The 21,967-nt window shown below is 34.2% G+C and carries 20 protein-coding genes and 1 pseudogene; 9 read left to right on the forward strand and 12 right to left on the reverse strand.

The features are described from left to right. The first annotated feature begins 44 nt into the window (after window positions 1–44). The gene (gene yihA / locus H3U97_RS04920; RefSeq protein ID WP_110453333.1) at window positions 45–647 is read left to right on the forward strand and encodes a ribosome biogenesis GTP-binding protein YihA/YsxC; all 603 of its coding nucleotides are present in this window, start codon (window positions 45–47) and stop codon (window positions 645–647) included. Window positions 648–656: 9 nt separating this feature from the next. After that, window positions 657–1,643: a serine/threonine protein kinase gene (locus tag H3U97_RS04925; RefSeq protein ID WP_086320943.1), complete on the forward strand. Its 987-nt coding sequence runs from the start codon at window positions 657–659 to the stop codon at window positions 1,641–1,643. Between the two features lie 13 nt (window positions 1,644–1,656). Here the strand turns inward: H3U97_RS04925 and H3U97_RS04930 are convergent, their stop codons facing one another. Continuing rightward, complete coding sequence (locus tag H3U97_RS04930; protein ID WP_034902959.1) at window positions 1,657–1,962, reverse strand: GIY-YIG nuclease family protein; 306 nt, start codon at window positions 1,960–1,962, stop codon at window positions 1,657–1,659. A gap of 271 nt (window positions 1,963–2,233) precedes the next feature. On the opposite strand from H3U97_RS04930, the gene H3U97_RS04935 reads away from it, so the two are divergent. From H3U97_RS04935 to H3U97_RS04965, 7 genes and pseudogenes are all read left to right on the forward strand, one after another. Beyond that, window positions 2,234–2,938: a lipopolysaccharide core heptose(II) kinase RfaY gene (locus H3U97_RS04935; RefSeq protein WP_034902956.1), complete on the forward strand. Its 705-nt coding sequence runs from the start codon at window positions 2,234–2,236 to the stop codon at window positions 2,936–2,938. Between the two features lie 190 nt (window positions 2,939–3,128). Then, entirely contained in the window at window positions 3,129–3,713 is a 585-nt protein-coding gene (locus tag H3U97_RS04940) for a hypothetical protein (protein ID WP_086364829.1), read from the forward strand. Window positions 3,714–3,856: 143 nt separating this feature from the next. Then, window positions 3,857–4,306: pseudogene (locus tag H3U97_RS04945) on the forward strand (GNA1162 family protein); the annotation flags it as partial. 465 nt (window positions 4,307–4,771) lie between these two features. After that, complete coding sequence (locus H3U97_RS04950) at window positions 4,772–6,067, forward strand: 2-hydroxycarboxylate transporter family protein (protein WP_065578120.1); 1,296 nt, start codon at window positions 4,772–4,774, stop codon at window positions 6,065–6,067. 120 nt (window positions 6,068–6,187) lie between these two features. Next, window positions 6,188–7,345: an NADP-dependent malic enzyme gene (locus tag H3U97_RS04955; RefSeq protein WP_198198414.1), complete on the forward strand. Its 1,158-nt coding sequence runs from the start codon at window positions 6,188–6,190 to the stop codon at window positions 7,343–7,345. 117 nt (window positions 7,346–7,462) lie between these two features. Next, on the forward strand, window positions 7,463–9,079 hold the full coding sequence (dcuS, locus tag H3U97_RS04960) for a DcuS/MalK family sensor histidine kinase (RefSeq protein ID WP_255548106.1): 1,617 nt from the start codon (window positions 7,463–7,465) through the stop codon (window positions 9,077–9,079). 4 nt (window positions 9,080–9,083) lie between these two features. Further along, the gene (locus H3U97_RS04965) at window positions 9,084–9,755 is read left to right on the forward strand and encodes a response regulator (protein ID WP_198198416.1); all 672 of its coding nucleotides are present in this window, start codon (window positions 9,084–9,086) and stop codon (window positions 9,753–9,755) included. Between the two features lie 63 nt (window positions 9,756–9,818). Here the strand turns inward: H3U97_RS04965 and yfbR are convergent, their stop codons facing one another. From yfbR to mraY, 11 genes are all read right to left on the reverse strand, one after another. Then, window positions 9,819–10,412 (reverse strand): 5'-deoxynucleotidase, encoded by a 594-nt coding sequence (gene yfbR, locus H3U97_RS04970; protein WP_198198417.1) that lies wholly within the window; start codon window positions 10,410–10,412, stop codon window positions 9,819–9,821. A gap of 80 nt (window positions 10,413–10,492) precedes the next feature. Continuing rightward, a complete protein-coding gene (gene lpxC, locus H3U97_RS04975) occupies window positions 10,493–11,407 on the reverse strand; it encodes a UDP-3-O-acyl-N-acetylglucosamine deacetylase (RefSeq protein ID WP_034901194.1) in 915 nt (304 codons plus the stop codon). Window positions 11,408–11,471: 64 nt separating this feature from the next. Continuing rightward, window positions 11,472–12,620: a cell division protein FtsZ gene (gene ftsZ / locus H3U97_RS04980; protein ID WP_034901192.1), complete on the reverse strand. Its 1,149-nt coding sequence runs from the start codon at window positions 12,618–12,620 to the stop codon at window positions 11,472–11,474. A gap of 80 nt (window positions 12,621–12,700) precedes the next feature. Next, window positions 12,701–13,954 (reverse strand): cell division protein FtsA, encoded by a 1,254-nt coding sequence (gene ftsA / locus H3U97_RS04985; protein WP_034901190.1) that lies wholly within the window; start codon window positions 13,952–13,954, stop codon window positions 12,701–12,703. 21 nt (window positions 13,955–13,975) lie between these two features. After that, window positions 13,976–14,809 (reverse strand): FtsQ-type POTRA domain-containing protein, encoded by an 834-nt coding sequence (locus tag H3U97_RS04990; RefSeq protein WP_086361852.1) that lies wholly within the window; start codon window positions 14,807–14,809, stop codon window positions 13,976–13,978. Between the two features lie 14 nt (window positions 14,810–14,823). Next, on the reverse strand, window positions 14,824–15,732 hold the full coding sequence (locus tag H3U97_RS04995; protein WP_065578124.1) for a D-alanine--D-alanine ligase: 909 nt from the start codon (window positions 15,730–15,732) through the stop codon (window positions 14,824–14,826). Window positions 15,733–15,734: 2 nt separating this feature from the next. Then, window positions 15,735–17,183, reverse strand: a complete 1,449-nt coding sequence (gene murC, locus H3U97_RS05000) for a UDP-N-acetylmuramate--L-alanine ligase (protein WP_198198418.1) — start codon at window positions 17,181–17,183, stop codon at window positions 15,735–15,737. Between the two features lie 139 nt (window positions 17,184–17,322). Further along, entirely contained in the window at window positions 17,323–18,378 is a 1,056-nt protein-coding gene (murG, locus tag H3U97_RS05005) for an undecaprenyldiphospho-muramoylpentapeptide beta-N-acetylglucosaminyltransferase (RefSeq protein ID WP_198198419.1), read from the reverse strand. Beyond that, window positions 18,378–19,529 (reverse strand): cell division protein FtsW, encoded by a 1,152-nt coding sequence (ftsW, locus tag H3U97_RS05010; RefSeq protein ID WP_198198420.1) that lies wholly within the window; start codon window positions 19,527–19,529, stop codon window positions 18,378–18,380. Before ftsW ends, murG begins: the two co-directional genes overlap by 1 nt. Continuing rightward, window positions 19,526–20,860 (reverse strand): UDP-N-acetylmuramoyl-L-alanine--D-glutamate ligase, encoded by a 1,335-nt coding sequence (gene murD, locus H3U97_RS05015; RefSeq protein WP_198198421.1) that lies wholly within the window; start codon window positions 20,858–20,860, stop codon window positions 19,526–19,528. Before murD ends, ftsW begins: the two co-directional genes overlap by 4 nt. A gap of 24 nt (window positions 20,861–20,884) precedes the next feature. Continuing rightward, entirely contained in the window at window positions 20,885–21,967 is a 1,083-nt protein-coding gene (gene mraY, locus H3U97_RS05020; protein WP_065578128.1) for a phospho-N-acetylmuramoyl-pentapeptide-transferase, read from the reverse strand.

Below are 21,967 nucleotides of genomic sequence, written 5' to 3' on the forward strand. Positions count from 1 at the left end.
TTAAGTGCCGTTAATGCACTTAAAGGATATTGTTTATGAGCGACATTCGACCATTAAATTATGCTAAAACGCATTTTATCTTAAGTGCCCCTGACATTACACATTTACCAATTGATACTGGCGTTGAAATTGCATTTGCAGGCCGTTCCAATGCGGGTAAATCAAGCGCACTTAATACATTAACTAATCAAAAAGCCCTAGCAAGAACAAGTAAAACTCCAGGACGAACACAACTAATTAACCTTTTCGAAGTTGAAGAAAACTGTCGCTTAGTTGATTTACCTGGTTATGGTTATGCCCAAGTACCTGAAGCGATTAAACGCAAGTGGCAAAAATCACTGGGTGAGTATTTGCAAAAACGAGAAAGTTTAAAAGGTTTAGTTGTATTAATGGATATTAGACACCCATTAAAAGATTTGGATCAACAAATGATTGAATGGGCTGTATCTGTAAATATTCCTGTAATGTTATTATTAACTAAAGCCGATAAACTGGCTTCTGGTGCACAAAAAAAACAAGTTAATATGGTTAAAGAAGCCATTTTACCTTTTCAAGGTGATATTACTGTTGCACCTTTCTCATCGCCAAAACGCGTTGGTTTAGATGCATTAAAACAAAAACTAGACGAATGGTTTAGCCAACAATAATGGAACATTATGAATAACAGTGCATTTTCATTCCAAACATTAACGCCGGAACTGATTCTTGATAGCTTAGCCGCCATAGGTATCTATGTTGATTCAGGCCTTACGGCTTTAAATAGTTATGAAAATCGTGTATATCAATTTTCTGATGAAAATCGTACTCGTTATGTCGTTAAATATTATCGGCCACATCGCTGGAATAGATCACAAATTATTGAAGAGCATCAATTTACCCAACAATTATCACAGGCAGATATCTCAGTTATTGCACCTCTGGTAATTAACAACAGTAGTGTGCATGAATATCAGGGCTATCTATTTGCATTATTTCCAAGTGTTGGCGCAAGGCAGTATGAAACCGATAATTTAGAGCAATTTGATTCCATAGCAACTATGCTTGGTCGAATTCATCAAATTGGCGCAAAACAACCTTTTGAACACCGTCCAACCATAGGTTTGCAAGAATATCTTTACCAACCTCAAGAAATTTTGTTATCTAACGCCATCATCCCGAATAAAATTCAAATAGAGCTTAAAATCATCCTCCGCGATTTAATTAAAACTGTTGAACAACATTGGCATAACGATTGGCAACCAATTCGACTACATGCCGATTGTCATCCTGGAAATATTTTATGGCGGGATAAAGCCATCTTGGTTGACTTTGATGATGCAAGAAACGGTCCAGCAATTCAAGATATCTGGATGCTACTCAATGGTGATCAACAACAGCAGAGAATTCAATTATCCAGTTTTATTGAACTTTATGAGGAATTTTTCCTATTTGATAATAACCAATTGAAATTAATCGAACCATTACGAGCAATGCGAATTGTGCACCATCTGGCATGGATTATTCAACGTTGGCAAGATCCGGCTTTTCCTCGAGCCTTCCCTTGGTTGACTGATATTGATTTTTGGCAACAACAATTAAAACAATTTAACCAACAAATTGAAACAATTAAAGCTCCACCATTACAGTTATTATCAATTATGTAGACAATAAATAACGTTAAATATTTTTCATATTTAGAAAAATAAATAATTCATTGAGACTTGGAGATATTGAAACTAACTTTTCTTTTTGAATTTTGGTTAACTGTTTAATACGATATTCTAATTTCAAGGCAGTTGATCTATCACCAACACTTAGTTGATAGACGATAATAAGATCCTTATGTCCTTTTAGATGTTTTGCACCTTTACCCATTTGATGTTGGTGTAATCTCCGAGCAACATCAGTAGTGATACCAGTATATAAAGATTGTTTTGCGGTTCTTATGATATATAAAAACCACACAGCAGCTTTGGTTTGCATAAAAAATAGTCGCTGTTAATAATAAACAGATCATATCATTAAGTGAATTTTTATAAATAGTAAATCTACCTTTTCCACTTTTCTACCTTAATTACTCGTCTTTACTAATATTAGCTTTGTATTAATTTAACTTAAAAGTTCAATAAGTAGTTAAAATTCTTTTTATATACTTTTGATGTTTGTTCTAATAACTGTCAGTGATTGATTTACTTTAGGTGGGATAATGTTTAAGATAGTTTAATTTTTTTGATCTCTCTTAGGACTACAAAATTTGAATAACTTTGCAAAAATTATTGAAATTGAACGTGGCAATATGAAATTTGCCTATGTGCAAAATGATGAAATCAATTATTTAGACCTTTTTGACCAATTTTTGGCTGAAGAAGGCCATCATGAATTACTCGATCCAAGTGATAGAATTGAGCGATATACATATTTAATCAATCATGAGAAAACTAAATTCATTTTTAAAATTGATGGTGGTGTTGAACATCGTTTAGAACGCCGTATTATCGCCAAATTGACTGGTGACTTTTATTTCAATTTAATTCATAAGCTAGCTAAAATATCGTTGGAAAAATGTGATATTGCTTATGAACTTTATTTAGTTGCATTTGATAAAGTTACTAAACGTCATTATATGATTTTTAATTTTATTGAAGGTCGCTCGTTAAAATGGGAAGAAATGAAAACCTATGGTGAACAAATAAAAAACTGCGTTGAAAAATTACATAGTTATAATTTAGTTTCCAATGACATTCATGGAGGGAATTTTATTTTAACACCTGAAGGAACAATCAAAGCGATCGATTTAACTAACTCTGGTTTTATTTGGCTTACCAAAGCTAATGATGCAATCGAGTTGCGTGAGCGTTTTGATATTAAAATTAAGGTACCAGTATTGGCAATGGCAATAAAGAAATTTACCCATGGATTTAAACGATTATCGAGAAAAATTCGAGGTAAAGAAGACTAATAATAAAAATGAGAGAAAAATTAATTTCTCTCAATTTCTCGCCAAAATTATTATTATTTTAATTTTATATAAAACAAATTACTGACTAATTTTTAATACTAAAAAATATTTATATGTTCATCTTTTAAATACTAGTAAATCCTTTTATAACCAGTTAGAATTAAAGTAGTTAATCAAGCTAGGATGAGATATGAGAAAGTTAATTGGTTTTACTGTTTTAGTAATGTTGCTAACTGGCTGTGCTTCTCACAAAATGCAATCAATCTATCAAACTCCAGGAGTCGAAATTACCCAAAATCCTGTCGGTGTGGATATAATAAATAAATATAGTACTTCTCGTCCTATCACTGTTCTTCATTCTTCATTATCAGTTTGTATTGCTCAAGAACTTGATAACAGCCCAGTGGTTTTGAATAGCGATAACTATTTGGGTTCAGCTTGGTGGCCATATTACAATATGCCAACTCAACAAGCCATTACCATCAATGGCGGAGATACCATCAAATTAGTTGAAGGAAATAATATTGTTGCCAATGCGCTTACTGATTATCAATCGCAAACTAAATACTTTATCAGTTATACCTTAACAACTACGCGAAAAGCTAAAAATATTCATTACTTATTTAGCAACATTAAACAAGCTCAACAATATACCGGTTCGATTGCTAATGATGGATTTCAAAACGTAAAAACCCTTGAAAGATCACATCCTGATTTAGTTATTGATGCACTTAATAAAGAAGTCGATAAAATTCAAGCTTGCTTATTACGCTAATACTAATACTAATCCTTTCCTTAAAAATTTTTGAGGAACAGGGTTTTTATTTAGCAACTATATATTATTTTCTTATTATTGAATAACATTTCTATACGTTTTTCCTTCCTTGAACAACTAGCCTTACCTAACCTTTAGCTGAAGCTGGTTATTATGTTTTCCCTGTTATGTTTACTGATGAAGTATTTAAACAAAATGGCTTAACGGTAGCTAACGAAATTCACGCAGTTAGTTTATCTAAATTACAACAGACCTTTGATCCTGATGCAGTTTTATATATTAATGTGCAAAATTATGGAACTAATTATCAAGTGTTCCAAAGTGATACACGTGTAACATTAGAAGCAAAACTACTCGATGCTCGAACTGGAAAAGTTATTTGGACAGGCAGTGCTACAGCTTCTAGTCTAGAAAACCAACAATCAAATAATAGTTTATTAGGTATGTTAATTTCTGCTGCTATCACTCAAATAAGTGATACTGTTACGGATCGAAGTGTAGCAATCTCAAGCGTCGCAGCTGCTCGTTTATTTACACCAAACCCGGTAAAAAGTAACGGGATTTTATATGGTCCTTATGCTAAACAAAAATAACTGATCTGATAATTTCTTTATAAAAGAGCGGTAATAATTACCGCTTTTTCATTGATATAATTTCACATATCATTATTACCTTTTTTAACCATACTCATCATCTTACAGAATCATTTATTCATCTTTTGTTTAGACACTAAAGACAACACTGTTTAGCTAATAATGGCTACATAAAAAAGTTTAAGAATCGGGATTGGTATACTCAAAAGGGGCAAAAATTAAAAATGGATGGATAGATTGATTTAATTAGTCAAATGATTATAAGAGCATCCTAATAAATTAGTCATTACTAATTTTATTATTTTAAAAAGGGTCAAAATATAAATGTCTTTATAAATCAATAGTTATGTTAGTAACATACTTACATTAATTACAAAATTAGTTAGATAACTTTCTTAATCTTCTGATTTATATCTACCTAACTATACTGCTTATGTACTATAAAAAACATAAAGAGGTTTAGTTATGAGCATGCTTGAAGATATAAAAAAAAATAAGATGTATATAGGTTCACTCCCCCTTCCTATATTTTTAGTTTGTTCCATTATAGTTATTATTGCCGCCCAACTGGACATGCTACCAAGAACATTAATTGGTGGTTTTGCCGTAATATTACCTTTAGGTTGGTTTTTGGGAACTGTAGGACAAAATATTCCATTTTTCAAAAAGTTTGGGGCCCCTGCTATTCTGTCATTAATTGTTCCTTCATTATTAGTTTATTATGGTGTATTTGATGAAAATACCCTATCGGCGACCAAAATGTTAATGAAAGAATCTAACTTCCTGCTCTTTTATATCGCCAGTTTAGTATGTGGTAGTATTCTTGGTATGCATCGAGTCATTTTAGTTCAAGGCTTTATTCGCATGATGATCCCGATGTTATTAGGAATGTGTTTAGCAGCACTAGTTGGTGTAGCTGTCGCTGTAGCTTTTGGTGATACTTGGGAACACGCCTTTTTCTATACCGTTTCACCAGTAATGGCAGGAGGAATTGGTGAAGGTGTTTTACAACTTTCTAATGCTTATAGCAATATCCTAAATCAAGATTATGATAGTTTCGTTAGTGCATTAATTCCTGCTACAGTAGTCGGTAACTTTTTTGCAATTACCTTTACAGCCGTTATGAGCCGAATAGGTGAAGTTAAACCTCATTTAAGTGGTCATGGTCAATTGGTCAAAATTGAGTTTGATGGTTTAGCTGAAGCATTAAAAGATGATAAAACCCCACTTGATGCTCGCTCAATGAGTGGTGCAGTAATGATTTTAGCCACTTTATTCATTTTTGGAATGATTCTAGAAAAAATGATTCATTTTCCTGGCCCTGTTTTAATGATTATTGCTACAGCGGTAGTTAAATATTTCCGTTTATTACCAGAAAGTGTAGAACGTGGTAGCCAACAATGGTACAAATTTATTTCGGGCAATTTTACTTTCCCATTGATGGCTGGATTAGGTCTGCTTTATATTGATTTAGCTAGTGTAGTTAATGTATTAACAATCCCATATTTCATTACTATTATCGCGATTGTCTTCACAGTTTCAATGACAGGATTTGTCTGTAGCTTCTTCTTAAAAATGTATCCTGTTGAAGCATCAATTATTTCGTCTTGCCAAAGCGGTATGGGCGGGACTGGTGATGTAGCCATACTTTCTACAGCAAATAGAATGAACTTAATGCCTTTTGCTCAGGTCGCAACAAGATTAGGAGGGGCTTTGATGGTGATATGTACCACAGCACTAATGCGTTATTTACATATGTAATTTTATATAAAATAAAGAATTAATAAATAAATTTATAAACAGTTTGAGATGAATTATTGCATTAATTTAATCTTACAAAATATCTAACATAGATTTAATATATTTAAAAAGGTAAATATTATGACAACAGTACAAGAAAAAGCGCTAGCAATTAGTAAGCAAATGCATGGCAAATTTGAAACTCATTCTAAAGTGCCCGTTAATTCAATGGCAGATCTTAGTGTTGCTTATACACCTGGGGTTGCCGCAGTGTGTACTGAAATAGCGAAAAATCCTGAATCAGTTTACGAATATACCAGTAAACGTAATTTAGTAGCTGTTATAACTGATGGTTCTGCTGTATTAGGTTTAGGAAATATTGGACCAGAAGCAGCTATTCCAGTAATGGAAGGCAAAGCAATTTTATTCAAACAATTTGCTAATGTTGATGCAATACCGCTATCAATTAATACTCAAGATCCAGATGAATTAGTGAAACATATTGCTGCGTTGGCTCCTTCATTTGGTGGAATAAATCTTGAAGATATTAGTGCGCCAAGATGTTTTGAAATTGAAAAAAGATTACAAGAAATTTTAGATATTCCTGTGTTCCATGATGATCAGCATGGCACAGCAATTGTGGTACTAGCAGCACTATATAATGCCTTAAAAGTTGCTGGCAAATCGATAGAATCAGCCAAAGTTGTGATTAATGGCGGAGGAGCAGCTGGTTTAGCAATCGCCGATATGTTATTAGCTGCTGGAGTCTCCGATCTTAAAATTGTCGATAAAATTGGTATATTATCTGAAGATGACACTTCGTTACCACCCCATCATTTAGCAATGGCGAAAAGAACCAATAAATCTAAACAAAAAGGTACATTAGAAGATGCAGTTAAAGGTGCTGATGTATTCATTGGTGTATCGGCACCGGGAGTACTGAAACCTGAATGGGTTAAAACAATGGCCGAAAAATCGATTATTTTTGCTATGGCAAACCCTACACCAGAAATATTCCCTGACGAAGCCAAAGCGGCAGGAGCTTATATTGTTGGAACTGGGCGTAGTGATTATCCAAATCAAATCAATAACGTGTTAGCATTCCCAGGTATATTCAGAGGAGCCTTAGATGCTAGAGCAAAAAATATTACATTAGCTATGCAACTAGCCGCAGCCAAAGGATTAGCTAATATCATTACACCAGAAAAACTTTCAGTAGATTGCATATTACCTAATGCTTTCGAACCTAATGTAGCGAAAGTTGTTGCTGAAAGTGTCAAAAATGCAGCAAAACTGTAGTGATAACTTGAAAATAAATTAGATTAACTAAAAAACCTACTAATAAATTTATTAGTAGGTTTTGCCTGTTAATCAGTTAATATAATTAGACGTTTATTTTTTATATATTAAATGATAATGAGATACCTATTTAACAAATTACCATTGAAAGTTAAGCTAATAAGCTTAATTTGTTTGGTTTTTATACTCTCAGTTATTGCACAAAACATTTATATTGTTCATGTAGTCAATAACGAATATCTTATTAATTCTCGACAACGTGTAGAAAATATTGCCAGTATTATCTCAACCTCTCAGACTATCATTGATGAAATACAAAATCCTACTTTTCAAAATATCACCACCATTCAGGCAAGCACAGAACAAGCTAGGGCACTCACTCAAACCGATTTTATTGTTATATTCAATATGCAAGGTGTTAGATATTCACATCCAGATAAAAATAAAATCGGCCAAACTATAGTCGGAGGAGATGAACAACGAGCGTTAAATGGTGAGTCCTATACTTCAATCGCAAAGGGTACGTTAGGGGATTCTGTTCGAGCATTTAAACCAATTATGAATGAAAAACATCAACAAATTGGTGCCGTTTTGGTTGGTCAAACGTTGCAGAAAATTAATCATTTAGCATCGAGAACAAGCCAACCGATTTGGTTATCCTTATTTGCCTCGTTAACTATCGCTATTATTTTAGCCTACTTGTTGTCCCATAATATAAAAAAGATCCTATATGGTCTTGAACCAATTCAAATGGCTCAGTTATTTGCAGAACGAAATGCAATTATTAGAACAGTAAAAGAAGGGATTGTTGTTATCAATCGAAACGGTTTAATAACTCAAATTAATGATGAAGCGATTAGAATTTTACGTATAGATGATGATAAAGAAAATATTATTGGCTTACCTATTAAGAATTTCATTCCTAATACTCGCCTACATGAAGTGATGATGAGTGGCAATGCTGAATATGATTGTGAACAAAATATCAATGGAGTGGTAATTCTCACCAATCGAACTCCTTTATTTGTTAATGATGCTTTAGTCGGGGCCATTGCCTCATTTAGAGATATGACAGAGGTTCGTAAATTGGCAGAAAATTTAACTGGAGTAAACCGATACGCCGATGCCTTACGTTCACAATCACATGAATTCAATAACAAACTACATGTTATTTATGGTTTAGCTTTCAATGATAATAAACAAGAATTAATGGACTACCTTGAACAAATTATTGGCAACCAACAGGCTGAATCCAAACTTGTTAGTCAATATATAAAAGATCCAATTATAGCTGGTTTTTTAAATAGTAAGTTTAGCCGAGCCCGTGAATTAAATGTTACCTTAGAGTTCAATATTGATGGTGTTTTAGCACCCATAACAGACACTTCTGTTATTCATAGTTTAGTCACAATACTTGGTAATTTAATTGATAATGGTTTAGATGCTGTACAGTTTTTAGATGATAAACAAATAAAAGTTAGTTTAGTCATAGATAACTCTAATTTTGAAATAGAAATTAATGACAACGGCGAAGGTATTTCAGAAAAAGATATTCAATATATTTTTCAAAAAGGTTATTCGACTAAAGGTGATAACCGTGGATTTGGACTCTATTTAGTATTGGCTAGTATTGACGAATTAGATGGGCATATACAATTATGTGATCTTAATAATAAAAAAGGGACTTGTTTTAAGGTACTATTACCACTAAAAGAGATATATAGGAATAAATAAGAAAATGGTAGAAGTTTTAATCGTTGAAGATGATCCAATGGTGGCTCAATTAAATAAAAAATATTTACAAATGTTACATGGTTTCAATTTGGCATCTGTTGTTAGTAATGGAGAACAAGCACTACATTTTATTCATGATAACCACATTGACCTGTTACTACTTGATGTATTTATGCCAAAATTAAATGGTCTTGAACTATTAAAATACATTCGCATTAGTTATCCCAAAATAGATATCATAATGGTAACAGCTGCATGTAATACCAAAGACATTCAGACAGCATTACGTTTAGGAGTCATTGATTACATAGTTAAACCCTTTACTTTTCAAAGATTTCGCACAGCCTTAATCTCCTATCAAGAACGAGTTCGATTATTATCATCATCAGAAATACTAAATCAAGATCAATTAGATGATCGGATTTTTACCAAACACGTTAATCCCTCAACTAGGTTACCTAAAGGTATCGATTCACAAACATTACAATCAGTACGAGAGGTGGTCGCTAATTATCAGCAAGATTTTTCAATGAGTGATATTGTTGAATTAATTTCACTATCTAGAATATCAGTTAAGAAATATCTGGATTACTTAGAAGAACAGGGAGAGATAGAAAGTCATTTGACTTACTTACCAATTGGTCGCCCAGTAAAGCGTTATATTTATCAAAAATAGATCCTATGCACTTTAATTTTTTTCTTACTATTTAATAAATTAATTATTAAAAAATAAATAAAACTATTTATCCATAGTGATTTCATCTAAAGATAAACTAAAACTTGGCACAAATATATCTAAAAAGTAATCCATTTCAGGACTATTGCGTTCAGATAATGTTTTTTTCAGACGTTGCTCAGCTAACTTAAATTCATTATTGCCGGCGCTAAGTTCTTCAATGGTTTTAAGGTATGCACATAAAGCATCTGCTTGTTTTACGATACTCTTTTCAGACTCATTATAATAATCATCATCAATTAATGATCTAAAATCGTCTTGCAACTCTTTAGGCAACATATTAATGAGTTTATTTTGAGCTATTTTTTCAATTTTTTTATATTCAGATGTGATTTGCGGATTATAATATTTAGTTGGTGTAGGTAAGTCACCAGTCAGTACTTCTGATGCATCATGGTACATCGCTAATAATGCGATTCGCTCAGGATTAACATTGCCATTAAATCTTTTATTCTTAATGACTGCTAAAGCATGTGCAACAAAAGCAACTTGTAGACTATGCTCAGATACATTCTCTGTTCTCACATTTCGCATTAAAGGCCAGCGATTAATTAATTTCAAACGTGATAAATGAGCAAAGAAATGGCTATTATTCATGTTAATATCTCATAATTATAAAAATAAAAAACGCTTCCAATTCGGAAGCGTTAATAAAGCAATTATTCTCGTTTAAGGATTTATGCTAGAACAAGTTGTCTAGTACCTAAAGCAACAGGAACACTTTGCTCTTCAGTAAATGTGACATATTCCCAAGCATCTTGTTTCGCCAATAAAGCTTGCAATAGTTGGTTATTTAATGCATGACCTGATTTATAGCAAACGACTTCACCAATCATATTGTGACCACTCATATATAAGTCACCAATGGTATCAAGCATCTTATGACGTACAAATTCGTCTTCAAAACGAAGACCGTCTTCATTAAGAACTTTATAATCGTCAACAACAATCGCGCAATCTAAACTACCACCTAAACATAATCCTTTGGATTGTAGAGCTTCGATATCTCGCATAAAGCCAAAAGTTCTTGCACGACTAATTTGGCGAATAAAAGATTCAGAAGAAAAATCTAGTTGGTAACGTTGCGAACTACTATCAATAGCCGGATGACGAAAATCAATAGTAAAATCTAAACGGAAACCACTATATGGTCGCACTTCTGCCCACTTATCACCATTTTCAACACGAACAGTTTCTTTTACTCGTAAGAACTTTTTCAACGCATTTTGTTCAGCAATTCCAGCATCTAGTAATAAATAGATAAACGGACTTGCACTACCATCCATAATTGGAATTTCCGGAGCATTTACTTCAATAATAATATTATCGATACCAAGTCCAGCTAATGCTGAATTAATATGTTCGACAGTTGAAATACGAACATTATCTTCATTAACCAAACAGGTACAAAGCATTGTATCTCGCACTGATTTTGCATCCACTGGGAAATCAACATATGGATTTAAATCTGTACGACGATAAATAACACCTGTATTTTCCGGTGCAGGACGTAATGTCAAAGTAACTTTTTTACCAGTATGTAAACCGACACCAGTTGCTTGAATTGTCTTTTTTAATGTTCTTTGTTTCACTTCGCACCTACTTTTTTATTTGTTACTATGCCATTAGACAATAATAAATCAAATAAGTTCAATATTAATTAGCCTGCTTACGAATAAACGCAGGAATATCTAAAATTTTACGCTCTTCAATAGGAGACACATCAGGTTCATTCACAACCTTAGATATTGATGATTCTTCTTGTTGTAACGGCAAATGACTTGTTTGCCCAAACAACGAGCCGTGATGAGCAGCAGGTTTAGTTATCTTAACTTCTGGACGTTTATCCATTCCAATACCTGTAGCAACCACAGTCACTCTAATCTCATCTGACATATCTGGGTCAAAAGTCGTACCCACAACAACAGTAGCATTATCAGATGCAAACGCTCTTACGGTGCTACCTACTGTTTCGAACTCTTCAAGACCAAGGTCAAGACCTGCGGTAACATTAACTAATACGCCACGAGCACCTGATAAATCAATATCTTCAAGTAAAGGACTTGAAATCGCCATTTCAGCTGCTTCTTCAGCTCGATTATCACCAGTTGCACGACCAGAACCCATCATCGCATAACCCATCTCAGACATTACAGTTCTAACGTCAGCAAAGTCAACGTTGATGTGACCTGGTTTTGTAATTAGTTCGGCGATACCTTGTACTGCACCTTTTAATACACCATTTGCTGCAGCAAAAGCATCTAATAATTTAACGCCACGCCCTAAAACTTTTAATAATTTATCATTTGGAATTGTGATAAGTGAATCAACATGTTTAGCTAATTCAGCAATACCTTGCTCAGCAAAAGCCATGCGTTTTTTACCTTCAAATCCAAAAGGTTTTGTAACTACAGCTACAGTTAAAATACCTAATTCTTTCGCAATTTCAGCAACAACTGGTGCAGCACCAGTACCTGTTCCGCCACCCATTCCGGCTGCAATGAAGACCATATCGGCACCTTCAATCGCACTACGAATAACATCACGATCCTCTTCTGCTGAATTTCTGCCAACTTCTGGATTAGCACCAGCACCAAGTCCTTTGGTAACATTATTTCCGATTTGGATAGTTTGACCAACTTTTATTCTTTTCAATGCTTGTGCATCAGTATTTGCTGCAAAAAACTCAACGCCTTCAATATGTTCAGCAATCATATGCTCAACAGCATTACCGCCGCCGCCACCGACACCAATAACTTTAATGACAGCTGCTGGCTCATCATCCGCAACCATAGGCTCAAACATAACTTATCTCCAAATTTACGATCTAAGGACATTGTACAGATAACCAGCTACAATGTCTACGAAGTTATTAAATATATTAGCTAAAATTCTTTTTTGAACCAACCGGTCAAACGTTTAGCTATCCCTTTTAATGATGATTTATTGCTGTCTTTAGCATCATCATGTAATAAACTTTGTTTACCATAATGCAATAACCCTACAGTTGTTGAACAATATGGTTTTTGTACATAATCAGTTAATCCTGAAATATTTAAAGGCTGACCGATACGTACTTGATTTTGAAACACTTTCTCAGCACATTCAACCATACCTTTAATTTGCGCAGCGCCGCCTGTTAACACAATCCCTGCTGCCAATTGATATTTAACATTTTGTCTTTTAAGCTCGTCTTGTAATACTAATAGCTCTTTTTGAACTAACGATAAAAGCTCTGAATAACGAGGTTCAATAACATCAGCTAATGTTTGTCGCTGTAATGAACGAGACGGACGTCCACCTACACTTGGAACATCAATAACTTCATCTTTACCGACTAGTGAACCAACAGCACATCCATAACGAATTTTAATATTTTCTGCATCCATTGGTGGTGCGCCAAATGCGTAAGCAATATCACTGGTAACAACATTACCAGCATAAGGAATAACCACAGAATGACGTAATGCTCCACCAGTATAAACTGAGACATCCATTGTTCCGCCACCAATATCTATGACGCAAACACCTAACTCTTTTTCATCATCAGTTAATACAGCATAACTCGATGCCAAACCAGAAAAAATAAGCTGATCAACTTTCAATCCACAACGCTCTACTGCTTTAACTATATTTCTCGCCATATCATTATGGCAGGTGATCAAATGAACTTTCGCTTTCATTCTTACACCAGATAATCCAATTGGGTTTTTAATACCTTCTTGTAGATCAATAGAGTACTCTTGGGCAATAACATGTAAGATTCTATGTTCATCTAAAATACGTACAGATTTAGCAGTATGAACAACATTTTCAACATCTTCTGCTGTCACTTCTTCATCTGCAATCGGCACCATTCCAATTTCATTCTGACAACGAATATGTTTACCTGACAGGCTTAAATAAACAGAAGATATTTGGCAATCAGCCATTAATTCAGCTTGATCAACAGCTCGTTGGATTGATTTAACCACTGATTCAAGATCGTTCACACCACCTTTATCAACACCTTTTGATGGACAATGGCCAACACCAATAATATTGACAATACCATCAGGAAGAACTTCACCAACTAGGGCAAGAACTTTCGAGGTGCCAACTTCAAGTCCAACAACCAATTTTTTCTCTGTTGCTTTCATACTTCAGCCTTTATTTATTCCTTATTGAGAGATTTTTTCTCGTTGCACTGAAATACCATTTTCATAACGTAAATCAGCAGCCGTTATTTTTTCACCATCCGGTATTCTTGACTGAATTTCTGGAAATAATTTGATAAATTGTTGATAACGTTGTTCTATTTTTTCGCTACCTAATATCAATTTTATTTCCTCATTTTCAGAACACAAATCAACTTTACATTGCTTTACCATTAATTGCCATGCATTACGTTCATCCGATATTGCTGCCTGAATTATCAAAGTAGACTTATTGTTAGCCCATTTTTTAGAGAGTTCCTCTAATCTAAAATAAGTTTCTAACATTGACTTGGCTTTACCTTCAGGGCTATAAAGCCTTGGCAATGATAAATCGTTCAAACGATCCAATGGCACACTAAAAGTATTGCCATTTTTATCAAGTAAGTATAAATCATTCCAGTAAAATGCAGGTTTATATTCTTCAATGTATACAATCAATCTGTCCGGCCATTGTTTACGGACACTTGCTTGTTTTACCCAAGGATATCGCATAATTTCTTGCTGAATATCATCCACATCTTGTCCAATATAGGTATTTGGCAAACCTAATCCTAGAATTGCTTGTCTAAGATCATCTTCAGTCGTATAAGTATAATCACCACTTAAGGTCAATTGTGATAATACCATCTGATCGGGATCTTCCATCCAGTCTCGAATAGAATTGACGACCCATCCACAAATAACAACTATTACTACTAAGAACAAAAAACCTAACATTTGTTCTGCATTGCGAAAAACAAGCAACTTTCTTTTATTCTGGTTTTGATGTTTATGCGCTGCTTGTCGGACTTTTTTCATAAAAATAAAGCCAATTATATGGTTGCTAATTGTAAAATACGTTTAACCAATTCACTAAATGACCAGCCATATTCTTTTGCCGCCATTGGTACCAAGCTGTGATCTGTCATTCCAGGGGCAGTATTTACCTCAAGTAAATATGGCTTTTCATTTTCATCAAACATAATATCGACTCTTCCCCAACCTCTACATCCTACAGCTTTATAAGCATCTAGAGCTAACTTACGAATTTCTTGTTCTTTAGCATCACTTAATCCACTAGGGCAAAAATATTGGGTTTTATCTGACAAATACTTTGCATCATAATCATAAAAATTGGTAGCAGGTTTAATGTAAATTGCAGGTAAAACATCTTCACCAACAATAGCTACAGTAAACTCTGGTCCAGCTAAAAATGATTCGATCATCACGGTATTATCATATTTAAAGGCAATATCAACAGCTGCTTTTAATTCGTCTGCTTGATTAACTCTGGACATACCGACACTTGAACCTTCATGGCTAGGTTTAACAAACAATGGTAAGCCAAGTTGTTTAATAATATTATCAACATCAATTGATTGTGATTTATCAACCATTACATAATCAGCAACAGGTAAACCAAGTGATTTCCACACTAGTTTGGTTTTTAACTTATCCATAGTTAATGCTGAGGATAAAACATCACTTCCGGTATAAGGAATATTTTGATAAGTTAAAATAGCTTGAGTAATACCATCTTCACCACCACGCCCATGCAAAATAATAAATGCTTTTGAAAAACCATCTTGTTTTAAATTAGTTATACAATACTCTTTTGTATCAACAAGATGGGCATCAATACCATTTTCTTTTAATCCTGCTAGAACAGCTTGTCCTGATTTTAGTGATACTTCACGTTCAGCAGAGGTTCCACCATACAATACAGCAATTTTATCAACCATTATTATAAAACCCCTTTTGAAAATAATTGACTACCAGCTAATTGACGGGCAATCCGACCAACACTACCAGCGCCTTGTGTTAATAACAAATCTCCACCTTGTAATATTTCTTTCATAATTTCCGGTACCAGATCTAAATCTGAAACATAAATTGGATCCACTTTTCCTCGATTACGAATTGAACGACAAAGTGAACGACTATCAGCACCAGCAATAGGTTGTTCTCCGGCAGAATAAACATCTAACATAACTAATGCATCAACTTGAGAAAGTACTTGGGCAAAATCATCAAAGAGATCTCTAGTTCGCGTATATCTATGCGGTTGAAATAACATAACTAAACGCCGATCTGGCCAACCATTTCTAGCCGCTTGAATTGTAGCATTGACTTCACTAGGATGATGCCCATAATCATCAACCATCATTATATCTTTATCATTGCCGTAAGGGAAAATACCTAGAAGATCGAAACGTCGACTAGTACCTGCAAATTTTGCCAGCGCGCGTACAATTGAATCATCATCAATACCATCCTCTGTTGCTGCAATAATCGCTGCTGCGGAATTTAAAGCATTATGTTTACCTGGTGCATTTAATTCAATTTGTAAATCATCTCTATCTGGACGGCAAACTGTATAATAACTAACACCTCTTTCTTGGCGATAATTTTGAATCACAACATCGGCTTCTTCGCTAAACCCATAGGTTATAATTTTACGGCCAACAACCGGTAATAACTCGCGATTAATCGGATCGTCATAACACATAACGGCTAAACCATAAAAAGGAAGATTGCGTAAAAAAGATATAAAGGTTTGTTTAAGATTTTCTACACTTCCTTGATAGGTATCCATATGGTCAGGTTCGATATTAGTGACTATAGAGACCATAGGTTGTAGATGTAAAAATGAAGCATCACTTTCATCTGCTTCAGCAATAAAATAACGGCTACTACCTAATCTAGCATGTGTTCCTGCCGCTTTTACTAATCCACCATTAACAAAAGTTGGATCAAGTTTAGCTTCAGCATATATAGAAGTAACCATTGCTGTAGTGGTTGTTTTACCATGGGTACCAGCGATAGCAATACCATATCGAAAACGCATTAACTCAGCTAACATTTCAGCTCTTTGAATCACTGGTATCCGAGCCTCTCTAGCTGCAATAACTTCTATATTATCCTGAGAAATAGCCGAAGAGATAACCACAACACTAGCACTCAGGACGTTTTCAGCAGCATGACCAATGACAATTTTAGCACCTAATGTTTCTAAATGCTGAGTTACAGGATTTTCAGCAATATCTGAACCGCTAATTTGATATCCTTCATTAGCAAGAACTTCGGCAATACCGCCCATGCCCGCGCCACCAATACCAACAAAATGGATATGTTTGACTCGTTTCATTTCTGGAATGATTGCTCTTAATTCAGCTAATTCCTTAGTATTCACACTTAAACCCCTAGCTAGTTAGTTACTTCTTATTTAGTATTCGGTATTTAAAAATTTATTGGACAATCATTTATCAAACAAATTAAGATTAAATATCAAACACATCAATAAAACAATTACTTAAAATTATATATAAAATTCACCATTTTACCACCGAAATAAGCGTTTCGGCTACTCTTTCCGTCGAATTTATAATTGATAAACTTTTTGCTTTAATAGCCATTTCAACTAAATCTTCGCGACTCAAATGCTCAAGTAACGTAAATAGTGAGTCAACATTGAAATCTGGTTGTTCAATTATCTTTGCTGCACCAATATCCGCTAAAGATTTCGCATTCCAAAATTGTTGGCGATCTTTATGCATAAATGGTACGAAAATAGCTCCAATACCAACAACTTCAATCTCACTTACAGTTAATGCCCCACTACGGCAAATTACGATATCAGCCCAATCATAAGCTTCTTTGACATCTGTTATAAATTCTGTCACACGATTATTTGTCATATCACAATGCTGATATGATTTAAGTACATCATCTAACATACCCTTACCTGTTTGATGCCAAACAACATACTTATCAGACAATCTTGTAATTACTTGAGGTACAACATCATTAATGACTTTGGCTCCTTGACTTCCGCCCATAATCAAGACTCTAATTGGGCCTTGTCGATCTTTAAATCTTTCGCTTGGTTCTTTAATCGTTAATAAATCACTACGAACAGGATTTCCAACAACTTCTGCATTAGGAAATGCTGTTGGAAAAGCTTGTAAAACTCTGGTCGCAATTTTAGCTAAAGATTTGTTAGTTAAACCTGCTATACCATTTTGTTCATGTAATACAACCGGAATGCCTAAAGATTTAGCCGCAATACCACCCGGTCCGGAAACATATCCTCCCATACCTAAAACGACATCAGGACGATAATTTTTTAAGATTTTTCTTGCTTGCAAAACCGCTTTTAATATTTTGTAAGGCGCTTTTAATAACGCCATTTTACCTTTACCTCGCAAACCTGATATTTGGATAAAATCAATATCAATACCATTTTCTGGCACTAAATGTGCTTCCATACGGTCTGCAGTGCCTAGCCATCTCACTTGCCAACCTTGCTTCATTAAATAATGAGCAACGGCAATACCTGGAAATACATGACCACCGGTTCCACCAGCCATGACTAATAATTTTTTCATTATTTTATCGACCTTATTCTTGCTTGAGTTTGTTGTTGTCTAAACTCAAAATCTATTCTCAGTAATATTGCAACCGCAATACTCATCACAATAAGGCTTGAGCCTCCATAACTAATAAATGGCAAAGTTAAACCTTTTGTCGGTAACATACCGGAGGTGACACCAACATTAACAAAAGTTTGAAATCCAAACCAAATACCAATTTCACAAGCCAAATAGCCCGAAAATTGAGAACCTTCATTCAAAGCTCGATAGCCGATTGCTAATGCTTTGAAAGTTAGAAAGAAGAGTAATAGCAATAACGTAGCAACACCAATATATCCATACTCTTCTGAAATAATTGAGAAAATAAAGTCGGTATGACATTCAGGTAAATAGCGTAATTTAAAAATAGAATTACCAATTCCTTGTCCAGTAATACCACCATTACCAATTGCCATTAATGATGCAACGAGCTGATAACCAGCACCAGTTGCATCTTGCCACGGATCAAGGAATGTCATTAAACGCGTTAAACGATAAGACTCATATAAAATAAGACAAACTACAGCACCGACTCCAGTTAGTAAAATCGCAATAAATTGCCATAATTGAGCGCCAGCAATAAATAAAATACCTATTGTTACCATAAATAATACAATTACAGTACCTAAGTCAGGCTGTTTAAGTAACAAAATTGATAAAACTGCCATAACCACCATAGGTTTGAAAAAGCCCCAAAAGCCGCTTTGGACTTCTTCTGACTTACGGGCTAAATAACCGGCTAAAAATAAAAATAACGATAATTTAGAAAGTTCAGCTGGCTGAAAATTAAAAACACCTAATGGGATCCAACGAGACGCACCGTTGATTGAAGAACCAATCCCTAAAACAACTATCAACATAATAATTGAAAGGATTAATAAAACTGATCCAAACTGTTGCCAACGTTGCATCGGAATATATAACGTGATCCCCATTAAAAAGAGCGACATTCCGATTTGAATCAACTCTCGTTGCGTATAGAAAAATGGGTCACTTTCATTAAACGCCATTGATGAAGATGTTACCATAATTAAACCAAATACTATTAAACCAATTACAGTCCAAAGTAGTTGGTTATCAAATGGAATATTTGGATTAACTTGTTTTTTTATCCAGAAGAATGTCATGTATCACTCCTTGAACCATACTGTTTGGCAAGTTGTGCAAATAGATTTCCACGCTCAATATAGTTTTTAAATTGGTCTAAACTCGCACAAGCTGGAGAGAGCAACACGACATCATTTGCGACTACTTTTTTAGCTATACACTGAATGGCTTCAGACATAGTTAACGTAACAGTTGTGATTTCAGGGGCTAAATTAGCAAGCAAATCTCGATCTCGGCCAAAACAGAAAATTTCAATATTTCTACTTTTTAAATAAGGAATCAAAGGGGTAAAGTCTGCCGATTTACCATCACCACCTAACAATAAAAATAGTTTTCCATTACATATAACACTTTTCAATGCCGCTTCAGTACTACCGACATTAGTGGCTTTAGAATCATTAATCCATTTGACATTATTGTTATCAAATACTAATTCAAAACGATGAGGTAAACCTTGAAAATTAGAAATTGTTTGTAAGCTTGAATCTCGTGGGATCTGTAAATTATCAGCAATAGCTAAAGCAGCCAAAGCATTCAGATAATTATGACAGCCGATTAGTTTCATTGATTTAGTTGATAAAACAGGCTGATTTTGTGCAATTAAATGTTCATACTTCTCATCTAAATGATAGTCTCCATTGTTTAATCCAAAAGAGACACAATGTTGTTGTTTACCAAACGGTTTAGTCAATTTATCATCATAGTTAATAACACAACATTTTGCATTATGATAAATGCGTTGTTTCGCTTCAGTATATTGCAACAATCCTAGTGGATAACGATCCATATGGTCTTCAGAAATATTCAAAATTGTTGCCACTGAAGCTTGTAAACTTGATGTTGTTTCTAATTGAAAACTTGATAGTTCAAGGATATAAACATCACAGTCTTGTTGCAATAATGATAAAGCGGGTTCACCTATATTGCCACCTACACCAACTTTTATACCAGCTGCTTTTATAATATCGCCAACCAAAGTAGTGACAGTCGTTTTACCGTTTGCCCCGGTAATGGCAATAACTTTTTTATTTATTTGTTGATTAATTTCACGGCAAAAAAGTTCAATATCCCCAATAATCTCAATACCGAGTTCAGCAGCTTTTTGTAATTCAGGTGTTGATAAAGCAATACCTGGACTAGCAATAATCAAGTCAGACTCAAATAGCCAATCTGTATTTAAATTACCTAAATGATAAATAACTCGCTTATCTAATTGCTCTAATCCTGGAGGAGATGAACGAGTATCAATTACTTTCGGTATAACATTTTGAGCAAGAAAATAGTTAACGCAGGAAAGTCCTGTAATACCTAATCCGATAATAACAATTTTTTTACCTTGATAATCAACCATGATTTAATCCTGCTCTAATATTATTTAGCGTAATTTCAAAGTTAATAAACCAATTACCACTAACATCAGTGAAATAATCCAAAACCGAACAATAACTCTTGGTTCTGGCCAACCTTTTAATTCATAGTGATGATGAATTGGTGCCATTCGAAAAATTCGTTTACCTCTTAATTTAAAGGATCCTACTTGTAAAATTACAGATAAGGTTTCAATAACAAAAATACCACCCATAACTAACAATAAGAACTCTTGTCTGAGTAAAACAGAAATAATCCCAAACACACCACCTAAAGCTAATGAACCAACATCGCCCATAAAGACCATTGCCGGATAAGTGTTAAACCATAAAAAACCAAGACCAGCACCAATAATAGCTGTACAAACGATCATTAATTCGCCACTAAATTTAATATATGGAATATGTAAATAAGCAGCAAAATTAACATTACCAGTTGCCCAAGAAACAAGTGCAAAACCAGCAGCAACAAAAACTGTTGGCATAATTGCCAATCCATCGAGACCATCAGTTAAATTCACTGCATTACCAGCACCAACTATGACGACATAAGTCAATAAGATAAACCACAATCCTAATTGCGGCATCACATCTTTAAAGAATGGTACAACTAGTACTGTAACAGAACTATCTTTTCCATAAGCATAAAGACCAAAAGCAACAATTAATGCAATAACTGACTGCCAAAAATATTTCCATCGAGCAATTAGCCCCGCTGTATTTTTACGTATAACTTTTAAATAATCATCTGCAAAGCCAACAATACCATAACCAAGTAATACAAATAATGTTACCCAAACATAAGGATTTCGCAGATCAGCCCATAAAAAAACTGAAATTGAAATGGAGGCTAATATAAGTGTTCCTCCCATTGTTGGTGTTCCTTTTTTACTTAAATGAGATTCCGGACCATCATTACGGATAACTTGACCAATCTGCAATTTTTGCAACCAATCAATGACTTTTTGCCCCATAATTAGCGAAATGGTCAATGAAGTTAATAGCGCTAAAATAGCCCTTACCGTAAGATAAGAAATAACATTAAAGAAAGTAAAATATTTAACTAAATATTCTGATATCCACACCAACAT

Source organism: Gilliamella sp. W8128, assembly GCF_016100545.1.
Taxonomy (GTDB): Bacteria; Pseudomonadota; Gammaproteobacteria; order Enterobacterales; family Orbaceae; genus Gilliamella; species Gilliamella apis.